A 23,862-nucleotide genomic window follows, 5' to 3' on the forward strand; every position below is an offset into this window, starting at 1 on the left:
CCTGGCCTTCGCCACGGCCGGATGCTCTCTCGATTCTGCGACCAAATCGGCGGACACCGTCGATGTCGTCGTCGGCTACCAGTCCAAGACCATCAACACCGTCACCGCCGGCACATTGCTGCGCGCCCAGGGCTACCTGGAACACCGCCTGGCCGACATCACCACCCGTACCGGCACGAAGTACAACGTCACGTGGCAGGACTACGACACCGGCGCCCCGATCACGGCACAGATGGTTGCCGAGAAGATCGACATCGGCTCGATGGGTGACTATCCGATGCTCATCAACGGGTCCAAGACACAGGCCAACGAGCGCGCCAAGACCGAGATCGTGTCGGTCACCGGGTACAACCCCAAAGGCGCGCTCAACATGGTTGTGGTGCCCCCGGATTCGCCGGCCAAGACACTGACCGATCTGGCCGGCAAGAAGGTGTCGGCCAGCGTGGGGTCGGCCGGCCACGGCATGCTGGTGCAAGCCCTGGGCAAGGCGGGTATCGACGCCAAGACCGGTGTGGAGGTGCTCAATCAGCAGCCGCAGGTCGGTGCGTCGGCGTTGGAATCGGGCCAGGTTCAGGCGCTTTCGCAGTTCGTCGCGTGGCCGGGACTGCTGGTGCACCAGGGCAAGGCCAAGCTGCTCTACGACGGCGCCGAACTCGACTATCCGACCTTGCACGGCGTGGTGGTCCGCCGGGCGTATGCGGCCGATCACCCCGAGGTTCTCGACGCGTTCCTGCAGGCCCAACTCGATGCCACCGACTTCCTCAACACCAAGCCGTTGGAGGCAGCCCGCATCGTCGCCGAGGGCAGCGGGCTACCGCAGGAGGTGGTCTACCTCTACAACGGACCCGGGGGCACGTCCTTCGACACCACGCTCAAGCCGTCACTGGTGAACGCGCTCAAAGGTGATGTGCCGTACCTGAAATCGATCGACAACTTCGCCGACCTCGACGTCACCGGTTTCGTGCAGGACGCGCCGCTGCGGGCGGCGTTCTCCGCGCGCGGCCAGGATTACGACAAGACGCTGGGCTCGAACACCAACCCGTCGGCGTTGAGCGGTACCGACCCGGTGTGCCACACCGCCGTCGACAATCCCGCCACCGCAGGCGAACTGTGGCTCGACGGTTCGGACACCACCACGGCGGCCGCGACGCCGGTGTGCCTGCTCAAGGCGATCCGGCAGGCCGAAGGCGAGGGCAAGAAGGTGCGCGCCGCCTATGTCAGCGACGCCGAACTGGGTACCCGATGGTTCGCCGACAAGGCCGTGTGGGTGCGCCTGCCGGGCCCGGGTGCTGAAGGCTTCCTACCGTTCGGCACCCCGGCCGGTGCGGAACGCTACACCGCCGCGCATCCCGGTGCGGCGATCGTGGACTACCGGCAAGCCCTGGCTGGTGCGGTATGACCACCACCGATGCCGCCCCGTTGACGGTCAGCGGTGTTCCGGTCGTGCCGGAAGCACGGCGTTCCCGCCGTGCGCCGTCGGTGTGGCCGCATCGCCTGGTGCGCCTGGCCTCGGTGGTGAGCGCTGTCATCCTCTGGCAGCTGCTGACCGCCAATGACGTTCGGCTCGGGCTGCGGTTCGACACGCTGCCCACCGTCACCGAAATCGTTGCGGCCCTGGGGAACCGGCTGAGTGCACCTGAGTACTGGCTGGACCTCGGCCAGTCACTGATCCGTATCCTCACCGGCTTCGGGATCGCCGCGGCGGTCGGCGTGGTCACCGGCATCCTGCTGGGGCGCACCGCGTTGATCGCCGACGTCTTCGGACCACTCACCGAACTGGCCCGGCCGATCCCGGCGATCGCCATGGTGCCGGTGGCCATCCTGGTGTTTCCCAGCGACGAGGCAGGAATCGTGTTCATCACGTTCCTGGCCGCCTACTTCCCGATCATGGTCAGCGTCCGGCATGCGGTACGCGCGTTACCCACCATCTGGGAGGACTCGGTACGCACGCTCGGCGGCGGCCGTCTCGACGTGCTGCGCCAGGTGGTGCTGCCGGGCATCCTGCCCGGCCTGTTCGGCGGGCTCTCGGTCGGCATGGGGGTGGCCTGGATCTGTGTGATCTCGGCCGAGATGATCTCGGGTCGCCTCGGAGTGGGCTACCGCACCTGGCAGGCCTACACGGTGCTGAACTACCCGGACGTGTTCGTCGGCATCATCACGATCGGCGTGCTGGGATTCGTGACCGCCGCGGCGGTCGAGTTGATCGGCCGGCGCGCCACCCGCTGGCTGCCGCGCGGTGGGGAGAGCGTTCGATGACCACGACACTTGCCGGCACGGGGATGCGACTGGAGCTCGACCGAATCCGGTTGTCCTACACGGGCGCTCCGGTGATCGACGATTTGAGCCTCACTGTCGAACCAGGCGAGATCCTGGTGCTCACCGGCCCGTCGGGATGCGGCAAGTCCACGGTGTTGCGTGCCTTGACCGGACTGCTGCGGCCGGACGGGGGCCGGGTGCTGGCAGACGGAGACCCGGTGACCACCACCTCACGGGACCGCGGCATGGTGTTCCAGGACAGCGCGCTGCTGCCGTGGCGCACGGTGCGGTCCAATATCGAACTGGCACTGCAGCTCCGCGGCGAGCCGCGTAACAGCCGTAGGCAGCGGGCCGACCGCTGGATCGACGAAGTCGGACTGTCCGGATTCGCCGACTACCTGCCGAAGAGTCTCTCCGGCGGCATGCGGCAGCGGGTTCAACTCGCGCGGGGGCTGGCCGGTGCGCCCCGGGCGGTCATGATGGACGAGCCGTTCGCCGCCCTGGACACGCAGACCCGCGCCGCCATGCAGCGGTTGCTCATCGATACGTGGAAGGCCCATCCGACAACCATCGTGTTCGTCACCCACGACGTCGACGAGGCCCTCATTCTCGGCGACCGCGTCGCGGTGCTCGGCCGGGCCGGGCAGCCGCTGCGCGCCCTCATCGAGGTGAGCCGGCCCCGAACAGACCATCCCGAACGATCCGCGCTGCGCGCCGAGATCATTGCCGCCCTGGAGCAACCATGACCGAACTGACCGAGATTCCCGATATTTCAGACGCCGTCCGGATCGACTGCGACGTACTGGTGATCGGTGGCGGCACCGCCGGCACCATGGCGGCCTTGACCGCCGCCGAGAACGGTGCCCAGGTGCTGCTGCTGGAAAAGGCCCACGTGCGGCATTCCGGCGCACTGGCGATGGGAATGGACGGTGTCAACAACGCCGTCATTCCCGGTAAGGCCGAGCCCGAGGACTACGTCGCCGAGATCACCCGGGCCAACGACGGAATCGTCAACCAGCGCACCGTCTACCAGACCGCGACCCGCGGATTCGCGATGGTGCAGCGGCTCGAGCGCTACGGAGTGAAGTTCGAGAAGGACGAGCACGGCGAGTATGCCGTGCGCAGGGTGCACCGATCCGGCTCCTACGTGCTGCCGATGCCCGAGGGCAAGGACGTCAAGAAGGCGCTGTATCGGGTTCTGCGGCAACGCTCGATGCGCGAGAAGATCCGGATCGAAAACCGGTTCATGCCGGTGCGTGTGCTCACCCATGAGGGTAGGGCGGTGGGTGCGGCCGCATTCAACACGCGCACAGGCGAATTCGTCACCGTGGCCGCCAAGGCTGTGATCCTGTCCACGGGAGCGTGTGGCCGCCTCGGGCTGCCTGCATCGGGCTATCTGTACGGCACCTACGAGAACCCCACCAACGCCGGCGACGGATATGCCATGGCCTACCACGCCGGCGCCGAACTCTCCGGAATCGAGTGCTTCCAGGTCAATCCGCTGATCAAGGACTACAACGGCCCGGCATGCGCCTACGTGGCCAACCCGTTCGGCGGTTATCAGGTCAACGCGCTGGGGGAGCGATTCGTCGACTCGGACTACTGGTCGGGTCAGATGATGGCCGAGGTCAAAGAGGAGATCGAATCGGCCCGCGGACCGATCTACCTCAAGGTGAGCCATCTGCCCGATGAGACGCTGACCACGCTGGAGAACATCCTGCACACCACGGAGCGCCCCACCCGCGGAACGTTCCACGCCAATCGCGGGCATGACTACCGCACCCACGACATCGAGATGCACATCTCCGAGATCGGTTTGTGCTCAGGGCATTCCGCCTCGGGCGTATGGGTGGACGAACACGCCCGCACCACAGTGCCCGGTCTGTACGCGGCCGGGGACCTGGCATGTGTACCGCACAACTACATGATCGGTGCCTTCGTCTACGGCGATCTGGCCGGTGAGCACGCGGCCTCGACGGTATCGGAAGTTGCCGCGCCCGAGGACCTGCCGGCTGATCAGATCGCCCAGGCCCACGAGCTCATCTACCGGCCACTGCGGCACCCGGACGGCCCGCCGCAACCGCAGGTCGAGTTCAAGCTGCGGCGGTTCGTCAACGACTATGTGGCACCGCCGAAGACCGCCACCAAGCTGTCGATCGCGGTCCAGACGTTCGAACGGATGGTGGCCGAGGTCGAGGGCATCGGGGCGCGCACGCCGCACGAGCTGATGCGCGCCGCGGAGGTGTCGTTCATCCGCGACTGCGCGGAGATGGCGGCCCGGTCCTCGCTGACCCGCACCGAATCACGCTGGGGTCTGTACCACGAGCGGGCCGACCTGCCCGAGCGCGACGACGCGCAGTGGCGCTACCACCTCAACCTCTACAAGGGTGCCGACGGCACCATGAACTTCGTAAAGCGTCCGGTGGCACCGTATTTCGTCGCAGTGCCGGAGCTGGACCACCTGACCTCGCAGGATCCGGTGACCACCGTCGAACAGCCCCACCTGCACGGTGGCCGGGCCCCGGCCGCCGAGCGTTCCCGGGTCCGCTCCGCCGGATCTGCGCAACCGCCGTCACCGCGGATCGCCGCGGTGCTGGCCATGGAGGAGCCTTCACTGGAGGACCTGAGCGCATACCTGGCCGACTCGGATCCAGGGGTGCGGCGCACCGCGGTCGCCACGCTCGTCGAGCATCTGCCCGATGGGTACCAGCCCACGCTGGTGGCCGCGCTGGACGACGACGATGCCGCGGTGCGCCGGGAAACCGCCGACGCGGTACGTGAACTCGTCGAGGTCCTGCCCGATCCGGGGGCTTTCGTCGAGCGGCTGGACTCCGCAGATCCGGTGGTCCGCGCGGTCACGGTGTACCTGTTGAGTTCGCGGCGCGTCGGGGATGGCCAGGCGTACCGGGCGGCATCGACCGACCGCGACCACCGGGTGCGGATCGAGGCGGTGCGGGCCCTCGTGTCGGTTGATGACCACACCGGGGTGGCGGCGGCGACCACCGACGAGAACCGGGAAGTGCGGATCGCCGCGGTGGGCGGACTGGCGACCCTGCGCGCCGGCGCCGAGGCGGTGCGGGTGACGCTCGGCGATCCCGATCCGCTGGTGCGTGCGGCGGCACTGTCCTCACTCGGCGCGGTCGGCTGCACCGACGAGGACGTGGTGAGCGTCGAGAAGGCGCTCACCGAGTCCGCCTGGCAGATCCGTCAGGGCGCGGCGCGGGCGTTGGCCGGAGCGCTGCCCGAGGTGGGGGTTCCGATTCTGGCGCGGGCGCTGGACGACCAGCACCTGGATGTCCGCAAGGCCGCGGTGCTGAGCCTGAGCCGATGGGCGGATTTCGAGTCGACGGCCCGCCAGGCACTCACCGCAGCCCTGGAGGACGGTGACGCCGATGTGCGCGCCTACGCCCGCCAGGCGCTGGCTGGTTGAGCGGCACCGCCGCTGTCGCTGGTTGAGCTGCCACCTTGCCGGAACAGCAAGTTTCGTGCCCTGGTGCGACACCGTGCCGATAATGGGCAGCGTGCACAAAGCTCAGCACCGCAGGCATGACAGCCCGCCGCCGCGCACGGGCAACAGCGAATCCGAGGTGCTGCGGGGATTTCTCGATTATCTCCGCACGTCCATCACCGCCAAGGTCGACGGCGCGCCCGAGCCCACGGCCCGGACGTTCTCGGTGCCGTCGGGGACCACGTTGCTCGGCCTCCTGAACCACCTGACCTACGTCGAACGGTGGATTTTCCTGGGGGACGACGTCACCGACTGGCAGGCGACGTTCTCCGTCGAACCGTCAGACAGCGTCGCCGATGTGGTGGCCCGCTATCGCGATGCCGTTGAGTGCGCGAACACGGTGCTCGACGACTGCGCCGACCTCGCGGCACCGCTGCCCCGATCCAGGCCTGGGCGCCCCGCGGCCAGTGTCCGCTGGGCCCTGACCCACATGATCGAAGAGACCGGTCGCCATGCAGGTCACGCCGACATTTTGCGTGAACTGATCGACGGGACCACCGGCCGCTGACCACGCGCGTGCCGCACCCAGTGTGTGGCGACGTCGAAGTTCGTCGTTACCGCTGCTAACGACAGCGCCTCGGCCTAATGTCGATGCGTGCGACTCGCCTGGCCGCTGACAGGACGGTTGGAGGAGACCCGGCTCATCGACGCCGCGCTGGCCTCCGCCGAGCTGTCCGGGGTGGTTGTCTTTGGAAGTGCGGGGGTTGGCAAGAGCCGCATCGCCCGTGAGGCGCTCTCGGCGGCGGGCGCCAAGGGGGAGGAAACGCGCTGGGCGGTAGGCACATCAGCCGGCCGCGCGCTGCCCTTGGGAACCTTCGCCCGGTGGGTGGGCACTTCGGATGCCGACAGCGCCGAGTTGGTGAGCCGGGTGATCGACGGCCTGACCTCCGATTCGAGCGGCCGGCCTGTGTTGTTGGGGGTCGACGATGCGCACCTGCTCGACGGGTTGTCGGGTTTCGTCTTGCAGCAGATCGTGCAGCGTCGTGCCGCCAAGCTGTTGCTGACCGTGCGCACCGGTACAGCGGTACCGGCCGAGGTGCTCACGGCATTGGACCGCGGCCGGTTCGAGCGGCTGGATCTGCAGCCGCTGTCTCGCGACGAGTCGACCCGGCTGCTGACGGCAGTGCTCGACGGCCCGCTCGATCCCGAAGCAGCGCAACGATTGTGGCGCCTGACGCGGGGCAACGTCCTGTATCTGCGCAACATCGTCGAGCAGGAAGTCACCCGTGGACGGCTCGCCCGCCGCGACGGTAGCTGGCGGTGGACCGGGGATCCGGTGATGCCGCCCGGGCTGGTCGAACTGATCGAGACGCGGATCGGCTCGCTACCTCCGGAGGTCAGCGAAGTGGTCGATGTGCTGGCGGTCGCCGAGCCGATCCAGCTGGATCAGCTGACAGCGATCACCGATGCCGATTCGGTGGCCGCGGCCGAGGCGCGCGGACTGATCACGATCGACACCGCCGACCACGAGGTCCGTGTCGCTCACCCGCTCTACGCCGAGGTCCGCCGAAACCGTTTGGCGGGCGCTCGATTGCGTCGGCTGCGGGGGTCGGTGGCCACCGCGCTCGGAGATCGCGGAGACAGCGACGCCATGCCGGTGCTGGTACGGCGCGCCACACTGATGCTCGATTCCGATCTGCCGGTCGATCCGGAGTTGCTGACCCGCGCCGCGCAAGGCGCCGTCTGGCTGTCCGATCTGGCACTGGCCGACCGGCTGGCCCACGGAGCCATCACCGCCGGCGCCGGCCCAGAGGCGAAATTCATTCGCGCGCACGCATTGTCATGGCTGAGCCGCGGTGAGGAATCGGATGCGGTGCTCGACGCGATCGATACCGCCGAGCTCACCGACGACGGGCGCGCCCGGCTGGCTTTCCTGCGTGCCTCCAACATGCTCTGGTCCCTTGCCGATCCGGCCGGCGCCAAACGACATGCCGATGATGCGGCGGCGGACATCCCGGCGGACGCGCGGGCCGCGATCGACGCGTTCTACACGGTGCACTGGGCCGCACACGGCGATCCTGAGCGCGCCAAGGCCGCATCCCAAGGCCTGGATCTGGACACGCTGCCCGCCATCGTCGGCGCGGTGACCGCGTGGGCGGTGGCCGCGTCGTGCGGCGACGCGGGGCGCACCGACGACGCAGTGGCCGCAGCGCACGTCGGTTACCGCATCACGGACAACTCCTTCGATGCCGCACATACCCGCTTCGTCATCGCCGACGCCCACATCGGCGCGCTGCTGCTGGCCGGTCGCATCCGTGAGGCGCGCGAGGAGGCCGGGCAGCTGAGCCGTCGAGCCGCCGAACGGCCCGGCGCGGCACAGGTGTTCGGTGTCGCGCTGGCAGGCCGGGCCGCCTTCGGAGCCGGTGACCTTGCCGTCGCGTCGGGATATCTGGACCCGGCGGTCGAGATGATGCGGGCCGCCGGAGAGTCGAACGGCTTCGGCTACCGGTTTCACCTGCCCAGGGTCACGGCACTGGCCATCGCGGGTCTGGCAGACGACGCCGCCCTGGCCGAACTCGATGACTGCCGTCATGCCAGCTGGCGCTACCTCACCTACGAACACTCCCTGGTGCGGGCGTGGGTCGCTGCGACCCAAGGCGCGGTATCGGAGGCTGTCCAGATCGCCCTCGCTGCCGCCGACACCGCCAGGGACAACGGGCAACTGGCGGCGGAGGTGTGGTGCCTGCAGACCGCGGCGCAGTTCGGAGACCATACCCGCACGCACCGGCTCGATGAGTTGGCCAGGCTGGTCGAGGGTCCACGGGTAGGTGCCGCGGCCGCGCTGTGCCGCGCCCTTGCCCACGATGACGGCGACGGGTTGGCAAAGGCCTCAATCGAGTTCGAGAATTTGGGCGATCTGGTGGCAGCCGCCGACGCAGCAGGTCTGGCCGCGGTGGCGTTTCGGCGAAAGGACATGCGCGGCTCGGCGATGGCTTCGGCGGGCCGGGCCACAGCGCTGGCCGAGGCGTGCGGCGGTGCGGCCACGCCGGCGTTGCTCGCTGCCGCGGCGCATCTGCCCTTGACCGACCGTGAACGCGAGATCGCCATGCTGATCGGGACGGGGTTGTCCAGCCGGGCCATCGCCGACCGGTTGCATCTTTCGGTGCGCACCGTCGAGGGACACATCTACCGCGCCATGGCGAAAACCGGCGCGTCCACCCGGGCCGAACTGATCGGCCTGCTACCCCGACGGCACCGATGATTCGGGTAGGGGGTTACTCGGTCCGGCTCCGCTGAGCCGTCGCATGCTGGATCGCATGGCCGACGAGGGCGAGAAACACGAACGGGCGCTCCGGCAGCTTCCGTTGCCGTACTCGCTGGCATTGCGGCTGCGCGACGCCGGGGTCGCCCGCGACGTCGTGTGCGAATACCTCAGCATCGAAGAGCCCGCGCTCGACGGCTTCTACCGGATCGCCGAGGCCAAGTTGGCCGCGGCGTCCGCGGACCGGGCGGGCGCCTAGCGTTGCCTCAGCGCGCCGGCTACGGGTACTCGGGCAGGTCGACCGCATCGGCGGTGGTGAACCATTTGCGTTCGGCGAACCCACGGAACGGCCGGCGCTGCATCCAGTTCATCACCTGAGCGGTCAGCACGACATCGCTGGACGATTTGGGGAGGTATCCGTCAACGCCTTGCGGCAGGGCCTGGCACCGGTCGATGTAAGGCCGCATCAGTGCCTCGTATCGCGTCAGTGCATCCGGGATCTTGTCGGTATCGAGGGACTCGGCCGGACCGAGTTCGCCGGCCATGATGTAGGCGCCGACCAGCGCCAGACTGGTACCCATGCCGGACAACGGTGAGGCACAGTATCCGGCGTCGCCTACCAGCGTCACCCGGCCGTTCGAGATGGTGGGCATCTGCACCTGCAGAAAGGCGTCGAAGTAGAAGTCGCCGGCGTCTGCCGCCGCGGCCAGCAGCGTTTCGCAATGCCAGCCGGCGCCGGCGAAATGTCTTGCCAGCAGCGTTCGTTGCTCGTCGGGATCGCGGCGGTCGAACGACAGGGGCCCGGACCGAAACGCCAAACCGGCCTTGCAGAGTGCCGGGTCATGGGCCGGGCGCATCGACGCGTTGAGCCCGGGCGCCTGATACATGAGGTACCAGCCGTCCAGGCCGGCCGTGTCGGGGGCGGTGAACCAGGCGTTGTAACCGCCGAGCATTTTGACGAATTGCTCCTCGGGTCCGAACGCCAGCCGCCGAACCGCGGAGTGCGGTCCGTCGGCGCCGACCACCAGATCCGCGGTTACCATGGCGCCGTCGCTCAACGTCGCCTCAACTCCATCGTCGGTCTGGCGCAGCGCGGTGATGCGGGTGTCGAACCGGAATTCGGCGCGTGCCCTTGTGTATTCGTAGAGCACGTCCACCAGGTCACCGCGCAGGAACTCCAGTTTCGACACCACGCCGTTGCCGTGAAACGCCGTCACCGGCATCTCGGCACGACGGGTGCCGTCGGCCCGGACCCATGCGATTCCCTTCTGCTCGATCAACCGGCGCTGTAGTTCGTCCATCAGGCCCATTCGGGTCACCACGTCGCGACCGGCGCCACGCAGGTCGACGGTCTGCCCGCCTGGCCGGATACCGGGAGCGGATTCCACCACGACCACCCGGTACCCGTAATCGCTCAACCAATGGGCCAGTGCGGGTCCGGCGATCCCGGCGCCGCTGACAAGAACGGTGGGCTGCGTCATGCGCCACAGCGTATGTGCAGCGGCTGTGACCCCGAATCGATCAGACGTTCAGAGCCCGAGCGCCTGATAGGTGCGCCGGACGAATTTGGGTTGCGCGGTCTGCAGTTTCGCCAGCGACGTGTTACCGCTGATCGCCGCGGCATCCACGCCCAGATTCGGATGGTTCTGGATCAGATAGATGAGGATCAGGTCTGCTGACGGGTCGGCCTGCCACCAGGTGCCGTAGGCGCCGGGCCAACTGAACGTGCCCGGCCCGCCCGGGCCGAACAACTGTCGCGATTTCGCCGGATCGGTCACGACCGACAAATTCAGGCCGAAACCCCGGCCGACCCAGAACGGTGCACCGAGGAACTGGAACTGCTTCTGCTCGGGTGTCAGCCGGTCGGTCCGCATCAACCGCACCGATTCCCCGGAAAGCACCCGCACACCGTCGACCATGCCGTCGCCCAACAACATTCGGGCGAACTTCAGATAGTCGTCGGCCGTGGAGAACAATCCTGCCCCACCGGTACAGAACGGGGGATCGGTGATCGGTGCCGGCCCCATCACATCGTGGGTGAGCTTGTTGTCGGCGGTCAGTTGGTACATCGTCGCGGTACGCCGCCGGCCTGCCGCGTCGACCGAGAATCCGGTATCGGCCATGCCCAGTGGCTGAAAGATCCGCTCGGCCAGCACCTGTGACAGCGGCTTGCCCTCGATGCGGGACAGCGCGATGCCCAGCACATCGGTGGAGTGGCTGTAGGTGAGGCGCTCCCCGGGCTGATGGGCCAGCGGCAATGCGGCCACTTCTGCCAGCCAGCGGTCCTGATCCTGACGCAGCGACAGCTTGCCGTAGGCCGACGCGAGAGGTCCGAGCACCGAGAACACATAGGCCAGCCCGCTGCGGTGGGTCATCAGGTCGTCGAAGGTGATGGGCCGCAGCGCCGGCTCGGTGCGATCCAGCGGGCCCCGCGCTTCCCGCAGCACACGCATGTCGGCCAGCTCGGGCAGCCATTGCGTCACCGGCTCGTTCAGAGCGAGCTTGCCCTCCTCGGCCAGGGCCAGCGCTGCCGCCACCGTGACAGGCTTTGTCATGGAGGCGATCCGGAAGATGGTGTCCCGTTGCATCGGCAGCCGGGCGTCGACGTCGCGGTAACCCGAGGCATTCACTTGGAGCAAGTTGCCCGCCTGCCACACCAGCGTGACCGCGCCGGCCAGCAGCCCGGCATCGATCGCCTCACGGATGGACGTCTGATTGCCGTCGAGGTTCATCCGGATCAGCCTATCCAGCGGCAGTGTCGTCATCGGCGCTGGCTGCCCACCTCGACCCCGGGCTCGGGGAGTCGGCGCCGTGCCTCTACGGTGCGAATAGTGATTCACATCTCAGTTCGCCCGATAGTGTGTCCGGCACCACGAGAAAAGAGATTTCCGTGAAGGTAAAGGCAGCTGTCGTCGAGGAGATCGACGCCCCCTGGACGATCTGTGAGGTCGAGCTCGGCGATCCTGTTGCCGGCGAGGTTCAGGTGCGGTTGGCGGCATCGGGCCTGTGCCACTCCGACGCACATGTCGTCGCAGGCAGCAGCCCGGTGCCCTTCATGCCGGTCCTCGGCGGCCACGAGGGGGCCGGCGTGGTCACCAAGGTCGGCCCCGGAGTCACCGGGCTCGCTGAAGGCGATCACGTCGTGCTCGCCTTCATCCCGGCCTGCGGCACGTGCCCGTCGTGTGCCACCGGGCTTCAGAACCTCTGCGACGAGGGCGCCGGTCTGCTGACCGGGCTGTCCGTCGCCGACAAGACCTATCGGGTCACCCGCGACGGTCAGCCCGTCATCCAGATGTGCCTGCTCGGCACCTTCGCGCCCTACGTCACGGTGAGCGAGGCGTCGGTGGTCAAGATCGAGAATGACGTGCCGCTGGAGGTGGCTGCGCTGCTCGGCTGCGGTGTCTCCACCGGTTGGGGCTCGGCGACCGAGATCGGTGACACCCGGCCGGGGGACACCGTCGTCGTGATGGGGATCGGCGGGGTCGGCATCAACGCCGTGCAGGGTGCGCGATTCGCGGGCGCCCGTTTTGTCGTCGCGATCGACCCGGTCGACTTCAAGCGGAAGAAGGCGCTCGAGTTCGGCGCCACCCACACCTTCGCGTCCGTCGAGGCGGCCGCCGCTGAACTACCCGACCTCACCTGGGGAAAAATGGCCCAGGTTTCGATCATCACGGTCGGTGAGATCAAAGGCGAACACATCCAGCAGGCGCTGAGCCTGACCGGTAAGGGCGGACAGGTGATCGTCACCGGCATGGGCGATTTCACCCAGTCGACCGTCGACCTCAACCTGTTCGAGCTGACGCTGCTGCAGAAGCGGGTGCAAGGAGCCGTGTTCGGAGGCGTCGGGCCCCGCACCCAGATACCCAGGTTGCTCGATCTCTACCGCTCGGGGAATCTCAAGCTCGACGAGCTCGTGACGACTCGCTACCGCCTGGAGGACATCAACCAGGGTTACCGAGACATGTTCGACGGCAAGAACCTTCGCGGTCTGATCGTCTACTCCGACGCCGACTACTGAACCGGAAAAGGGACACCATGCAGATCCACGACAGCAACTACATCGACGGCAAGTGGGCGGTTTCGGGTGGCACGACCCGCATACCCGTGATCAACCCGGCGAACGACGAGGTCATCGCCGAAGTCGTGGCCGGCACCGCGGCCGACGTCGATGCCGCCGTCGCGGCCGCGCGCGCCGCTTTCGGAGCCTGGTCGGCGACCTCGGTCGGTGAGCGTGCCGACCACCTCGCCGCGATCGCCGGAAAGCTGGCCGAGCGCGCCGAGGACCTGGCCCGCACCATCTCCTCCGAGATGGGTTGTCCCATCTCGATTTCCCGGGCGATCCAGCTGGGGCTACCGCTCAACAGTTTCGCCGAAGCCGCCAACATCGTGCGCGAGTACGAGTTCGAAAGCGAGTACCGGGGATCGACGATCGTGCGCGAGCCGTTCGGTGTGCTGGGCGCGATCACGCCCTGGAACTACCCGTTGCACCAGATCGCTCTGAAGGTCGCCTACGGTCTGGCCGCAGGCAACACCGTCGTCATCAAACCCAGCGAGATCACCCCGCTGTGCGCGATCAAGCTCACCGAGATCATTGACGAGATCGGGCTTCCCCCAGGTGTATTCAACATTGTGTTCGGCACCGGCGCGGACGTCGGTGAGGCGATCGCCGGGCACGACGACGTCGACATCGTCAGTTTCACCGGCTCCACGCGGGCCGGCCGGCGTGTGCAGGAAGTCGCCGCCCGCACCGTCAAGCGGGTCTCGCTGGAGCTGGGAGGCAAGAGCCCCAACATCATTCTCGACGATGCCGACCTGGAATCGGTCGTGCCCGCGTCGGTCAAGACGATGATGCTCAACTCGGGACAGACGTGCTCGGCGCTGACCCGGATGATCGTCCCGCGCGACAAGCTGGCCGAGGTGGAGGCACTCGCCAAGGCGACTGCCGACGCGCTGCCGGTGGGCGATCCGGCCGACGAAGGCACCGCGCTGGGCCCGCTGTCGTCTCGCGCCCAGCAGGAACGAGTGCTCGGCCATATCCGCGCGGCGGTGACCGAAGGGGCGCGCCTGGTCACCGGTGGTGAGACCGAAGCCGGCGCGCCGGGTGCCTTCGTGCGGCCGACGGTGTTCTCCGATGTCACCGAGGACATGACGATCCACAAGGAGGAGGTCTTCGGTCCGGTTCTGGTGATCGAGGCCTACGACTCCGAGGACGACGCGATACGGATCGCCAATGCCACGGATTACGGCCTGGCCGGCGCCGTCTGGTCCGGGTCGCAGGATCGGGCCGAGAAGATCGCCCGCCGGATCCGTGCCGGCCAGGTGCAGATCAACGCCGGTGCCTTCAACGTGAACGCACCGTTCGGCGGATACAAGCAATCGGGCAACGGGCGTGAGGCCGGGGTATACGGCCTCGAGGAATTCCTGGAGATCAAGTCGATTCAGCGGTGACCGGCGGGCAGGTGGATACTTCTCTGGCGAATATTGCGGCGTGAGAAGAGGCAGATGACCCAGCAGGAGCAGGTGGAGGGCGAACCGAGCCGGGCACTCAGCACCGAGCCCAATCCGATGAAGCGGGTGGCGTTCGCCAGTTTCATCGGCACCGCGATCGAGTTCTACGACTTCTACATCTACGGCACCGCCGCCGCCCTGATCTTCCCCCACGTGTTCTTCCCGAACATGGGGCCGACCATGGCGACCATCTCCTCACTCGGCACGTTCGCGGTCGCGTTCCTGTCCCGCCCGATCGGTGCCGCGGTGTTCGGCCACTTCGGAGATCGACTGGGCCGCAAGAAGACTCTGATCGCGACGCTGCTGATCATGGGTCTGTCGACGGTCTGCGTCGGGTTGGTGCCCAGTGCGGCGACGATCGGCGTGGCCGCACCGATCATCCTGCTGGGGCTGCGGCTGTTGCAGGGCTTCGCCGTCGGCGGGGAGTGGGCAGGTTCGGCGCTCCTGAGCGCCGAGTACGCGCCGGCCGGCAAACGCGGCATGTACGGCATGTTCACCCAGCTGGGTGCCGGTGCCGGGCTCGCGGTGAGCAACCTGGTGGTCTTCACGGTCAGCGTGACCATCGGCGAGAAGAGCGCGATGTTCCTGGACTGGGCCTGGCGGTTGCCGTTCCTGTTCAGCGCGGTTCTGCTGATCGTGGCGCTGTATGTGCGGTTGAGCATCGACGAGACCCCGGTCTTCGCCCGGGAGCAGGTGGCCGGTGGTGTGCCCAAGGCGCCGCTCGCCGAACTCTTCCGCACCCAGACCAGGCAGGTGGCGTTGGCGGCTGGGTGCATGGTGGGCATCTTCACGATGAGCTTTCTGGGCGGCACCTACCTGATGAGCTACGCCAGCACCCGCATCGGGTACCCGCGCAGCCTGATCCTCGGTGTCGGTGTGCTCGCCGGCGTCGCATTGATGATGTTCTCGGCGATCTCGGCAGTGTTGTGCGACCGATACGGCCGGCGACGCGTCATCCTCGCCGGCTTTGTCCTTGCCCTGCCGTGGGCGTTCGTGGTGATGCCACTGATCGACTCGGGTTCCGCGGTGGGCTTCGCGGTGGCGATCGCCGGAATCTTCTGCATCTTCGGACTGTCCTACGGCCCCATCGGGTCGTTCCTGCCTGAGATCTTCGCCACGCGGTACCGCTACACCGGCGCGGGTCTCGCGTTCAATCTGGCAGGCATCGTGGGTGGGGCGATTCCACCGTTGGTCGCCGGTGTCCTGGTGGCCACGCTGGGTAGCTGGGCAGTCGGGGCGATGATGGCGGGATTCGTCGTCGTCAGCATCGTGTCGACCGTGCTCCTGCCGGAGACGAGGGGAACCGAATTGGAGACCGTCTCGAGTGACTCCGCGAGGTGACCGTGGCGGGCTTGCGTTTGCGGCCTGCTAAGCTACGCGGCAGTTCGACGTCCTTTAACGATCCGTCCCGAGAGGCGGAGAAGGAGGTCAGGGTCACCTCATGGGCTCTTCAAGTGCCGACCGGGAATTGTTGTCTGCGGCGGACGTCGGCCGCACCATTTCCCGGATCGCTCATCAGATCATCGAAAAGACCGCTCTTGACGATCCCGCCGAACGCGAGCGGGTGGTTCTCCTCGGCATCCCCACGCGCGGCGTGACACTGGCCACGCGCCTCGCCGCCAAGATCAACGAGTTCGCCGATGTCGCATTGCCGGTCGGTGCGCTCGACATCACGCTCTATCGCGACGACCTCAACTTCAAGCCGCCGCGTCCGCTGGCGGCCACATCGATCCCGCCCGGCGGCATCGATGACGCCGTGGTGATCCTCGTCGACGACGTCCTGTACTCGGGCCGTTCGGTGCGCTCGGCGCTGGATGCCTTGCGCGACATCGGCCGCCCGCGGGTGGTGCAACTCGCGGTGCTGGTCGATCGCGGTCACCGCGAGCTGCCGATCCGTGCCGATTACGTCGGGAAGAACGTCCCGACCTCCCGCACCGAGAGTGTCCATGTGCTGCTGTCCGAGGATGACGACCGTGACGGGGTAGTGATTTCGAAATGACGAATGCTTGCGTGAGGAATCGACAACTTGCGACGAACGCTTGCGTGAGGAATCGACCGCTATGACGACACGTCATCTTCTGTCGGCGCAGGACCTGACCCGGGATGACGCGACGGCGATCCTCGATGATGCCGACCGGTTCCGTGAGGCGCTGCTGGGCCGCGAGGTCAAGAAGCTGCCCACGCTGCGCGGCCGCACGGTGATCACCATGTTCTACGAGAACTCCACCCGCACCCGGGTGTCGTTCGAGGTCGCGGGCAAGTGGATGAGCGCCGACGTGATCAACGTCAGCTCGTCGGGATCCTCGGTGGCCAAAGGGGAGTCGCTGCGCGACACCGCGCTGACCTTGCGCGCGGCCGGGGCCGACGCGCTGATCATCCGCCACCCCGCATCGGGTGCCGCTCAACAGCTCGCCGAGTGGACCGCCGAAGACGGCGGCGGCGGGCCCAGTGTCATCAACGCCGGCGACGGTACGCACGAACATCCCACGCAGGCTCTGCTCGACGCCTTGACCATCCGTCAACGGCTCGGCTCCATCGAGGGCAGGCGAGTGGTGATCGTCGGTGACGTGCTGCACAGTCGGGTCGCCCGGTCGAACGTGTCTCTGCTCTCCACCCTGGGGGCCGAGGTGGTGCTGGTGGCGCCGCCGACTCTGCTGCCGGTCGGGGTGTCCGGGTGGCCGGTCACGGTGTCGCACGACCTTGATGCCGAATTGCCCGCCGCCGATGCGGTGTTGATGCTCCGGGTCCAGGCCGAGCGCATGAACGGTGCGTTCTTCCCGTCCGCGCGTGAGTACTCGGTGCGCTACGGGCTGTCGGAGAAGCGTCAGGCCATGCTGCCCGGCAACGCCGTGGTGTTGCATCCGGGGCCGATGCTGCGCGGCATGGAGATCGCGTTCCCGGTCGCCGATTCATCACAATCAGCTGTGCTGCAACAGGTTTCAAACGGTGTCCACGTGCGGATGGCAGTGCTGTTCCATCTGCTGGTGGGTGCGGATCGGGAGGCGATCAGCGTATGACGCATCAGGTACTCATTCGCGGGGTCCGGCTCTACGGCGAGGGTGAGCCGCTCGATGTGCTGATCGCCGATGGTCAGATCGCCGAGATCGGGTCCGCTCTCAAGGCTGCCGACGGCGCCGAGCTGATCGAAGCCAGTGGCCAGGTGCTGCTGCCGGGCTTCGTCGACCTGCACACGCACCTGCGCGAGCCGGGCCGCGAGTACGCAGAGGACATCGAAACCGGTTCGGCGGCAGCGGCTCTGGGTGGCTACACCGCCGTTTTCGCGATGGCCAACACCGATCCGGTCGCTGACTCGGCCGTGGTCACCGACCACGTGTGGAACCGCGGCCAGCAGGTGGGTCTCGTCGACGTGCACCCCGTCGGTGCGGTCACTGTCGGCCTGGAAGGCAAGCAGCTCACCGAGATGGGCCTGATGGCAGACGGTGTCGGCCAGGTCCGGATGTTCTCCGACGACGGCCTGTGCGTGCACGATCCGCTGGTGATGCGCCGCGCCCTGGAATACGCCAGCGGTCTCGGGGTGCTCATCGCCCAGCATGCCGAAGAGCCGCGACTGACCGTCGGGGCCGTCGCTCACGAAGGGCCCAACGCGGCCAAGCTCGGATTGGCGGGTTGGCCCCGCTCGGCCGAGGAGTCGATCGTCGCCCGTGACGCGATTTTGGCCCGCGATGCCGGTGCGCGGGTTCACATCTGCCACGCCTCCACCGCGGGCACCGTGGAACTGCTCAAATGGGCCAAGGCGCAAGGTATTTCGATCACCGCCGAGGTCACCCCACACCACCTGCTGCTCGATGACGACCGGCTGGCCAGCTATGACGGCCGCAACCGGGTCAACCCGCCGCTGCGGGAATCCAGCGACGCCGAGGCGCTGCGTCAGGCGTTGGCCGACGGCGTGATCGACTGTGTGGCGACCGACCACGCACCGCACGCCGAGCACGAGAAGTGCTGCGAATTCTCGGTGGCCCGGCCGGGCATGCTCGGCTTGCAGACCGCGTTGTCGGTCGTGGCCGAGACCATGGTGCGTCCGGGGCTGTTGACCTGGCGCGGTGTCGCCAAGGTGATGAGCGAGGCCCCGGCCGCCATCGTCGGTCTGCCCGATCAGGGCCGCCCGCTGGAGGTGGGGGAGCCCGCCAACCTCACCGTCATCGATCCCGACGCGAGCTGGACGGTCGAAGGCGATGCACTGGCCAGCCGCTCGGACAACACGCCGTTCGAATCGATGACACTGCCCGCCAAGGTGACCGCCACCCTGCTGCGGGGCCGGATCACGGCGCTCGACGGGAAGTCGGCACCGGCGGGCAGGACCGCAGCGACCCGGGGATCGAAAGAGTGAACACTCCCACGCTGATCGCATCGCTGGTGATGGCGGCCCTGTTGGCCGTGCTGATCGCGTTCCTGATCCGCCAAATGATGCGTGGCTGGGTGCATCGCGCCCAACGCCAGGCTCAGCTGATCGGCACCTTGCCGCCGCTGCCCGATACCGTCGGCGCGGCGACGATCCCTGCGACCAAGGGAATGTACGTCGGCAGCACGCTGGTGCCGCACTGGAACGACAAGGTCGCCGCGGGAGACCTCGGCTTTCGCGCCAAGGCGGTGCTGACCCGCTATCCCGAGGGAATCATGGTGCAGCGCAGTGGCGCCGGGCCCATCTGGATTCCTGCCGAGTCGGTCACCGCGATTCGCACCGAACGCGGAATCGCCGGCAAGGCACTGACTTACGACGGAATCCTGGCGATCAGATGGCGGCTGCCCTCGGGCACCGAGATCGACACGGGGTTCCGTGCTGACAACCGCGCAGAGTACGACCGCTGGCTGGAGGAAGAGGCATGACGAACAACGCGAAAAAGACCAACGGCACCGCGGCGAGCCGCGAATCGGGCAAGGCGGTCCTGGTACTCGAGGACGGGCGCGTCTTCACCGGTACGGCGTTCGGGGCGGTCGGGCAGACGCTCGGCGAGGCGGTGTTCTCCACCGGGATGTCGGGTTACCAGGAGACGCTCACCGATCCCAGCTACCACGGGCAGATCGTGGTGGCCACCGCACCGCAGATCGGCAACACCGGCTGGAACACCGAGGACGGCGAAAGCCGCGACGACAAGATCTGGGTGGCCGGTTACGCCGTACGCGACCCCTCGCCCCGCGCGTCGAACTGGCGCGCCAGCGGAACTCTCGACGACGAGCTGGTGCGGCAGGGCATCGTGGGTATCGCCGGGATCGACACCCGGGCAGTGGTGCGCCACCTGCGCACGCGCGGATCGATGAAGGCCGGCGTGTTCAGCGGAGCCGCGTTAGCGGCGACATCGGGCTCAGGTGTCGCGTCCTTGGACGAACTGGTGGCCCGGGTTCTCGACCAGCCGTCGATGCTCGGCGCGGACCTGGCCGGTGAGGTCAGCACCGATAGCTTGTACGTCGTGGAAGCGGAAGGCGCCCACCGCTTCACGGTCGCGGCGGTGGACCTCGGTATCAAGACCAACACCCCGCGCAATTTCGCCCGCCGCGGAATCCGCAGCCACGTGCTGCCGTCGTCGGTGTCCTTCGATCAGATCGCCGACCTGAAGCCCGACGGCGTGTTCCTGTCCAACGGTCCGGGCGATCCGGCCACCGCCGACCACATCGTCGCGGTGACCCGCGAGGTGCTCAGCGCCGGAATCCCGTTGTTCGGCATCTGCTTTGGCAACCAGATCCTGGGCCGGGCGCTGGGCCGGTCCACCTACAAGATGGTGTTCGGCCACCGCGGCATCAACATCCCGGTGATCGACCACATCACCGGACGGGTCGCGATCACCGCCCAGAACCACGGCTTCGCGCTTGAGGGCGAGAAGGGCGAGGTGTTCGACACCCCGTTCGGCGCTGCCGAGGTCAGCCACACCTGCGCCAACGACGGTGTGGTGGAAGGCATCCGGCTGACCAACGGCCGGGCGTTCTCGGTCCAGTACCACCCTGAAGCCGCGGCCGGACCGCACGACGCGGAGTACCTGTTCGACCAGTTCGTCGACCTGATGGCAGGAGAGAAGTAGATGCCACGTCGCTCTGACCTCAATCACGTGCTGGTGATCGGCTCCGGCCCGATCGTCATCGGCCAGGCGTGCGAATTCGATTACTCGGGCACCCAAGCCTGCCGGGTGCTGCGCTCCGAGGGCATCCAGGTGAGCCTGGTCAACTCGAACCCGGCGACGATCATGACCGATCCGGAGTACGCCGACAACACCTACGTGGAGCCGATCACGTGGGAGTTCGTCGAGAAGGTCATCGTCCAGCAAGCAGAGCGCGGCAACAAGATCGACGCCGTGCTGGCCACCCTCGGCGGGCAGACCGCGCTGAACACCGCGGTGGCCCTGCACGACAACGGTGTGCTGGAGAAGTACGGGGTCGAGCTGATCGGTGCCGACTTCGAGGCCATCCAACGCGGTGAGGACCGACAGAAGTTCAAGGACATCGTCGCCAAGGTGGGCGGTGAATCCGCCCGCAGCCGCGTGTGTTTCACGATGGACGAGGTCCGCGAGACGGTGGAAGACCTGGGTCTTCCCGTCGTGGTCCGCCCGTCGTTCACCATGGGCGGCCTGGGATCCGGTATGGCGTACTCGGCCGAGGACGTCGAGCGGATGGCCGGCGACGGCCTGGCCGCCTCGCCGTCGGCCAACGTGCTGATCGAGGAATCCATCTACGGGTGGAAGGAATTCGAGCTCGAGCTGATGCGCGACAGCCGCGACAACGTCGTGGTGGTCTGCTCGATCGAGAACTTCGATCCGATGGGTGTGCACACCGGCGACTCGGTGACCGTGGCGCCGGCGATGACGCTGACCGATCGCGAATACCAGAAGATGCGTGACCTGGGGATCGCGATCCTGCGTGAGGTGGGTGTCGACACCGGCGGCTGTAACATCCAGTTCGCGATCGACCCGAGCGACGGCCGCCTGATCGTCATCGAGATGAACCCGCGTGTGTCACGGTCCAGTGCGTTGGCGTCGAAGGCCACGGGCTTCCCGATCGCCAAGATCGCGGCGAAGCTGGCCATCGGCTACACCCTCGACGAGATCCTCAACGACATCACCAAAGAGACCCCGGCCTGCTTCGAGCCCACGCTGGACTACGTCGTGGTCAAGGCGCCGCGGTTCGCGTTCGAGAAATTCCCCGGCGCTGACGCCACGCTGACCACCACGATGAAGTCGGTCGGTGAGGCGATGTCGTTGGGCCGCAACTTCATCGAGGCCCTCGGCAAGGTGATGCGATCGCTGGAGACCAGCCGGGCCGGGTTCTGGACCGGCCCGGATCCCGATCTGACGGTCGAGCAGTTGCTGACCGGCCTGCGCACCCCGGTCGACGGCCGGCTCTACGACATCGAGCATGCGCTGCGCCTTGGTGCCAGCGTCGAGCAGGTGGCCGAGGCCTCCGGCGTCGACCCATGGTTCATCGAGCAGATCGCAGGCCTGGTGGCGCTGCGGGTCGAGCTGCTGGAAGCGCCCGTGCTCGACGCCGAACTGCTGCGGCGGGCCAAGCACAGCGGGCTGTCGGATCGCCAGATCGCCGCGCTGCGACCGGAATTGGCCGGCGAGTCGGGTGTGCGGGCACTGCGCCGCCGGCTGGGCATCCACCCGGTGTACAAGACCGTCGACACCTGCGCTGCCGAATTCGACGCCAAGACCCCGTACCACTACAGCAGCTACGAGCTCGACCCTGCCGCCGAGACCGAGGTCGCCCCGCAGACAGAGAAGCCCAAGGTACTGATCCTGGGTTCCGGGCCGAACCGGATCGGCCAGGGCATCGAGTTCGATTACAGCTGTGTGCATGCCGCGACGACACTGAGTGCGGTCGGATTCGAAACCGTCATGGTGAACTGCAATCCCGAGACGGTGTCCACCGATTACGACACCGCCGACCGGTTGTACTTCGAGCCCCTCACCTTCGAGGACGTGCTGGAGGTCTTCTACGCCGAGGACGCCTCGGGCAAGGGGGAGGACGGGGCCGGTCCCGGCGTCGTCGGCGTGATCGTCCAGCTCGGCGGTCAGACTCCGCTGGGTCTGGCCAAACGCCTCGAAGAGGCCGGGGTGCCGATCGTCGGCACCGGGCCCGACGCCATCGACCTGGCCGAGGACCGTGGGCTTTTCGGTGAGGTTCTGGTCAACGCCGGCCTGCCCGCGCCGCGGTTCGGCACCGCCACCAGCTTCGAGCAGGCGCGGCGGATCGCCTCCGACATCGGCTACCCCGTACTGGTGCGTCCCTCCTACGTTCTGGGCGGGCGGGGCATGGAGATCGTCTACGACGAGGAGACCCTGGAGGGCTACATCGCCCGCGCCACCCAGCTGTCCCCGGAACACCCGGTGCTGGTCGACCGGTTCCTCGAAGACGCGATCGAGATCGACGTCGACGCGCTGTGCGACGGCAGCGAGGTGTACATCGGCGGAATCATGGAGCACATCGAAGAGGCCGGTATCCACTCCGGCGACTCGGCGTGCGCGCTGCCGCCGGTGACCTTGGGCCGCAGCGACATCGAAGCGGTGCGCCGGGCCACCGAGGCCATTGCCCACGGCATCGGCGTCGTCGGACTGCTCAACGTCCAGTATGCGCTCAAGGACGACGTGCTCTACGTGCTGGAGGCCAACCCCCGCGCCAGCCGCACGGTGCCGTTCGTCTCAAAAGCCACGGCAGTGCCACTCGCAAAGGCCTGCGCGCGAGTGATGCTGGGCGCCACCATCGCCGAGCTGCGTGGCGAGGGCCTGCTGAGCAAGACCGGCGACGGGGCCACCGTCGCCCGCAACGCCCCGGTCGCCGTCAAAGAAGCCGTGCTGCCGTTCCACCGGTTCCGCCGCGCCGACGGCGCCCAGGTCGACTCCCTGCTGGGACCGGAGATGAAGTCGACCGGCGAGGTGATGGGCATCGACCACGACTTCGGCACCGCATTCGCCAAGAGCCAGACCGCTGCTTACGGGTCGTTGCCGACCTCGGGCACCGTCTTCGTGTCGGTGGCCAACCGCGACAAGCGCTCACTGGTGTTCCCGGTCAAGCGGCTGGCTGATCTCGGGTTCCGGGTGCTGGCCACCGAAGGCACCGCGGAGATGCTGCGCCGCAACGGCATTCCCTGTGATGAGGTGCGCAAGCACTCTGAGCAACCCACGGGAAGCGACGATCTTCCGTCCGCGGTCGACGCCATCAAGGCCGGTGAGGTCGACATGGTCATCAACACGCCGTACGGAAATTCCGGGCCGCGGGTCGACGGGTACGAGATCCGTTCGGCCGCAGTGTCGATGAACATTCCGTGTGTGACGACGGTGCAGGGCGCGTCGGCCGCGGTGCAGGGCATCGAGGCGGGCATCCGGGGCGACATCGACGTGATGTCACTGCAGGAACTGCACAGCGAGCTGGAATCGCGCTGACG

The 23,862-nt window shown here is 67.5% G+C and carries 18 protein-coding genes; 16 read left to right on the top strand and 2 right to left on the bottom strand.

The window, feature by feature from the left end:
* Position 1: 1 nt before the first annotated feature.
* From H977_RS0108720 to H977_RS0108750, 7 genes are all read left to right on the top strand, one after another.
* Positions 2-1,399, top strand: a complete 1,398-nt coding sequence (locus H977_RS0108720) for an ABC transporter substrate-binding protein (protein WP_502691156.1) — start codon at positions 2-4, stop codon at positions 1,397-1,399.
* The gene (locus H977_RS0108725; protein WP_029107499.1) at positions 1,396-2,256 is read left to right on the top strand and encodes an ABC transporter permease; all 861 of its coding nucleotides are present in this window, start codon (positions 1,396-1,398) and stop codon (positions 2,254-2,256) included. Before H977_RS0108720 ends, H977_RS0108725 begins: the two co-directional genes overlap by 4 nt.
* On the top strand, positions 2,253-3,002 hold the full coding sequence (locus H977_RS0108730; protein WP_029107500.1) for an ABC transporter ATP-binding protein: 750 nt from the start codon (positions 2,253-2,255) through the stop codon (positions 3,000-3,002). The genes H977_RS0108725 and H977_RS0108730 overlap by 4 nt, the downstream gene beginning before the upstream one ends.
* Entirely contained in the window at positions 2,999-5,686 is a 2,688-nt protein-coding gene (locus tag H977_RS0108735; RefSeq protein ID WP_036475478.1) for a fumarate reductase/succinate dehydrogenase flavoprotein subunit, read from the top strand. Before H977_RS0108730 ends, H977_RS0108735 begins: the two co-directional genes overlap by 4 nt.
* A 91-nt stretch (positions 5,687-5,777) precedes the next feature.
* Complete coding sequence (locus H977_RS0108740; RefSeq protein WP_502691150.1) at positions 5,778-6,272, top strand: DinB family protein; 495 nt, start codon at positions 5,778-5,780, stop codon at positions 6,270-6,272.
* 87 nt (positions 6,273-6,359) lie between these two features.
* Positions 6,360-8,966, top strand: coding sequence for a helix-turn-helix transcriptional regulator (locus H977_RS0108745; protein ID WP_029107503.1), 2,607 nt, complete (start codon positions 6,360-6,362; stop codon positions 8,964-8,966).
* A gap of 55 nt (positions 8,967-9,021) precedes the next feature.
* Positions 9,022-9,225 carry a hypothetical protein gene (locus tag H977_RS0108750; protein WP_029107504.1) on the top strand — a complete coding sequence of 68 codons (204 nt, stop codon included), beginning with the start codon at positions 9,022-9,024 and terminating at the stop codon, positions 9,223-9,225.
* A gap of 19 nt (positions 9,226-9,244) precedes the next feature.
* Here H977_RS0108750 and H977_RS0108755 read toward each other — a convergent pair whose 3' ends face one another.
* Together H977_RS0108755 and H977_RS0108760 are read right to left on the bottom strand one after the other, a co-directional pair.
* On the bottom strand, positions 9,245-10,447 hold the full coding sequence (locus H977_RS0108755; protein ID WP_029107505.1) for an FAD-dependent monooxygenase: 1,203 nt from the start codon (positions 10,445-10,447) through the stop codon (positions 9,245-9,247).
* Between the two features lie 48 nt (positions 10,448-10,495).
* Positions 10,496-11,698 (bottom strand): serine hydrolase domain-containing protein, encoded by a 1,203-nt coding sequence (locus H977_RS0108760; protein ID WP_029107506.1) that lies wholly within the window; start codon positions 11,696-11,698, stop codon positions 10,496-10,498.
* Between the two features lie 158 nt (positions 11,699-11,856).
* On the opposite strand from H977_RS0108760, the gene H977_RS0108765 reads away from it, so the two are divergent.
* The 9 genes from H977_RS0108765 (at position 11,857) to carB (ending at position 23,860) form a co-directional block, all read left to right on the top strand.
* Positions 11,857-12,984 carry an NDMA-dependent alcohol dehydrogenase gene (locus H977_RS0108765; RefSeq protein ID WP_029107507.1) on the top strand — a complete coding sequence of 376 codons (1,128 nt, stop codon included), beginning with the start codon at positions 11,857-11,859 and terminating at the stop codon, positions 12,982-12,984.
* A 17-nt stretch (positions 12,985-13,001) separates the two neighbouring features.
* Positions 13,002-14,414 carry an aldehyde dehydrogenase family protein gene (locus H977_RS0108770; protein WP_029107508.1) on the top strand — a complete coding sequence of 471 codons (1,413 nt, stop codon included), beginning with the start codon at positions 13,002-13,004 and terminating at the stop codon, positions 14,412-14,414.
* Between the two features lie 54 nt (positions 14,415-14,468).
* On the top strand, positions 14,469-15,815 hold the full coding sequence (locus tag H977_RS0108775; RefSeq protein ID WP_029107509.1) for an MFS transporter: 1,347 nt from the start codon (positions 14,469-14,471) through the stop codon (positions 15,813-15,815).
* 100 nt (positions 15,816-15,915) lie between these two features.
* The gene (gene pyrR / locus H977_RS0108780; protein ID WP_029107510.1) at positions 15,916-16,473 is read left to right on the top strand and encodes a bifunctional pyr operon transcriptional regulator/uracil phosphoribosyltransferase PyrR; all 558 of its coding nucleotides are present in this window, start codon (positions 15,916-15,918) and stop codon (positions 16,471-16,473) included.
* Positions 16,474-16,534: 61 nt separating this feature from the next.
* Positions 16,535-17,491 (top strand): aspartate carbamoyltransferase catalytic subunit, encoded by a 957-nt coding sequence (locus H977_RS0108785; RefSeq protein WP_029107511.1) that lies wholly within the window; start codon positions 16,535-16,537, stop codon positions 17,489-17,491.
* The gene (locus H977_RS0108790) at positions 17,488-18,822 is read left to right on the top strand and encodes a dihydroorotase (protein WP_029107512.1); all 1,335 of its coding nucleotides are present in this window, start codon (positions 17,488-17,490) and stop codon (positions 18,820-18,822) included. The genes H977_RS0108785 and H977_RS0108790 overlap by 4 nt, the downstream gene beginning before the upstream one ends.
* Positions 18,819-19,319 carry a PH-like domain-containing protein gene (locus H977_RS0108795; RefSeq protein WP_029107513.1) on the top strand — a complete coding sequence of 167 codons (501 nt, stop codon included), beginning with the start codon at positions 18,819-18,821 and terminating at the stop codon, positions 19,317-19,319. Before H977_RS0108790 ends, H977_RS0108795 begins: the two co-directional genes overlap by 4 nt.
* On the top strand, positions 19,316-20,506 hold the full coding sequence (gene carA, locus H977_RS0108800) for a glutamine-hydrolyzing carbamoyl-phosphate synthase small subunit (protein WP_036475481.1): 1,191 nt from the start codon (positions 19,316-19,318) through the stop codon (positions 20,504-20,506). Before H977_RS0108795 ends, carA begins: the two co-directional genes overlap by 4 nt.
* On the top strand, positions 20,507-23,860 hold the full coding sequence (carB, locus tag H977_RS0108805; protein ID WP_029107515.1) for a carbamoyl-phosphate synthase large subunit: 3,354 nt from the start codon (positions 20,507-20,509) through the stop codon (positions 23,858-23,860).
* Positions 23,861-23,862: the final 2 nt, after the last annotated feature.

This window comes from Mycobacterium sp. URHD0025 (genome assembly GCF_000426065.1).
Lineage (GTDB): Bacteria > Actinomycetota > Actinomycetes > Mycobacteriales > Mycobacteriaceae > Mycobacterium.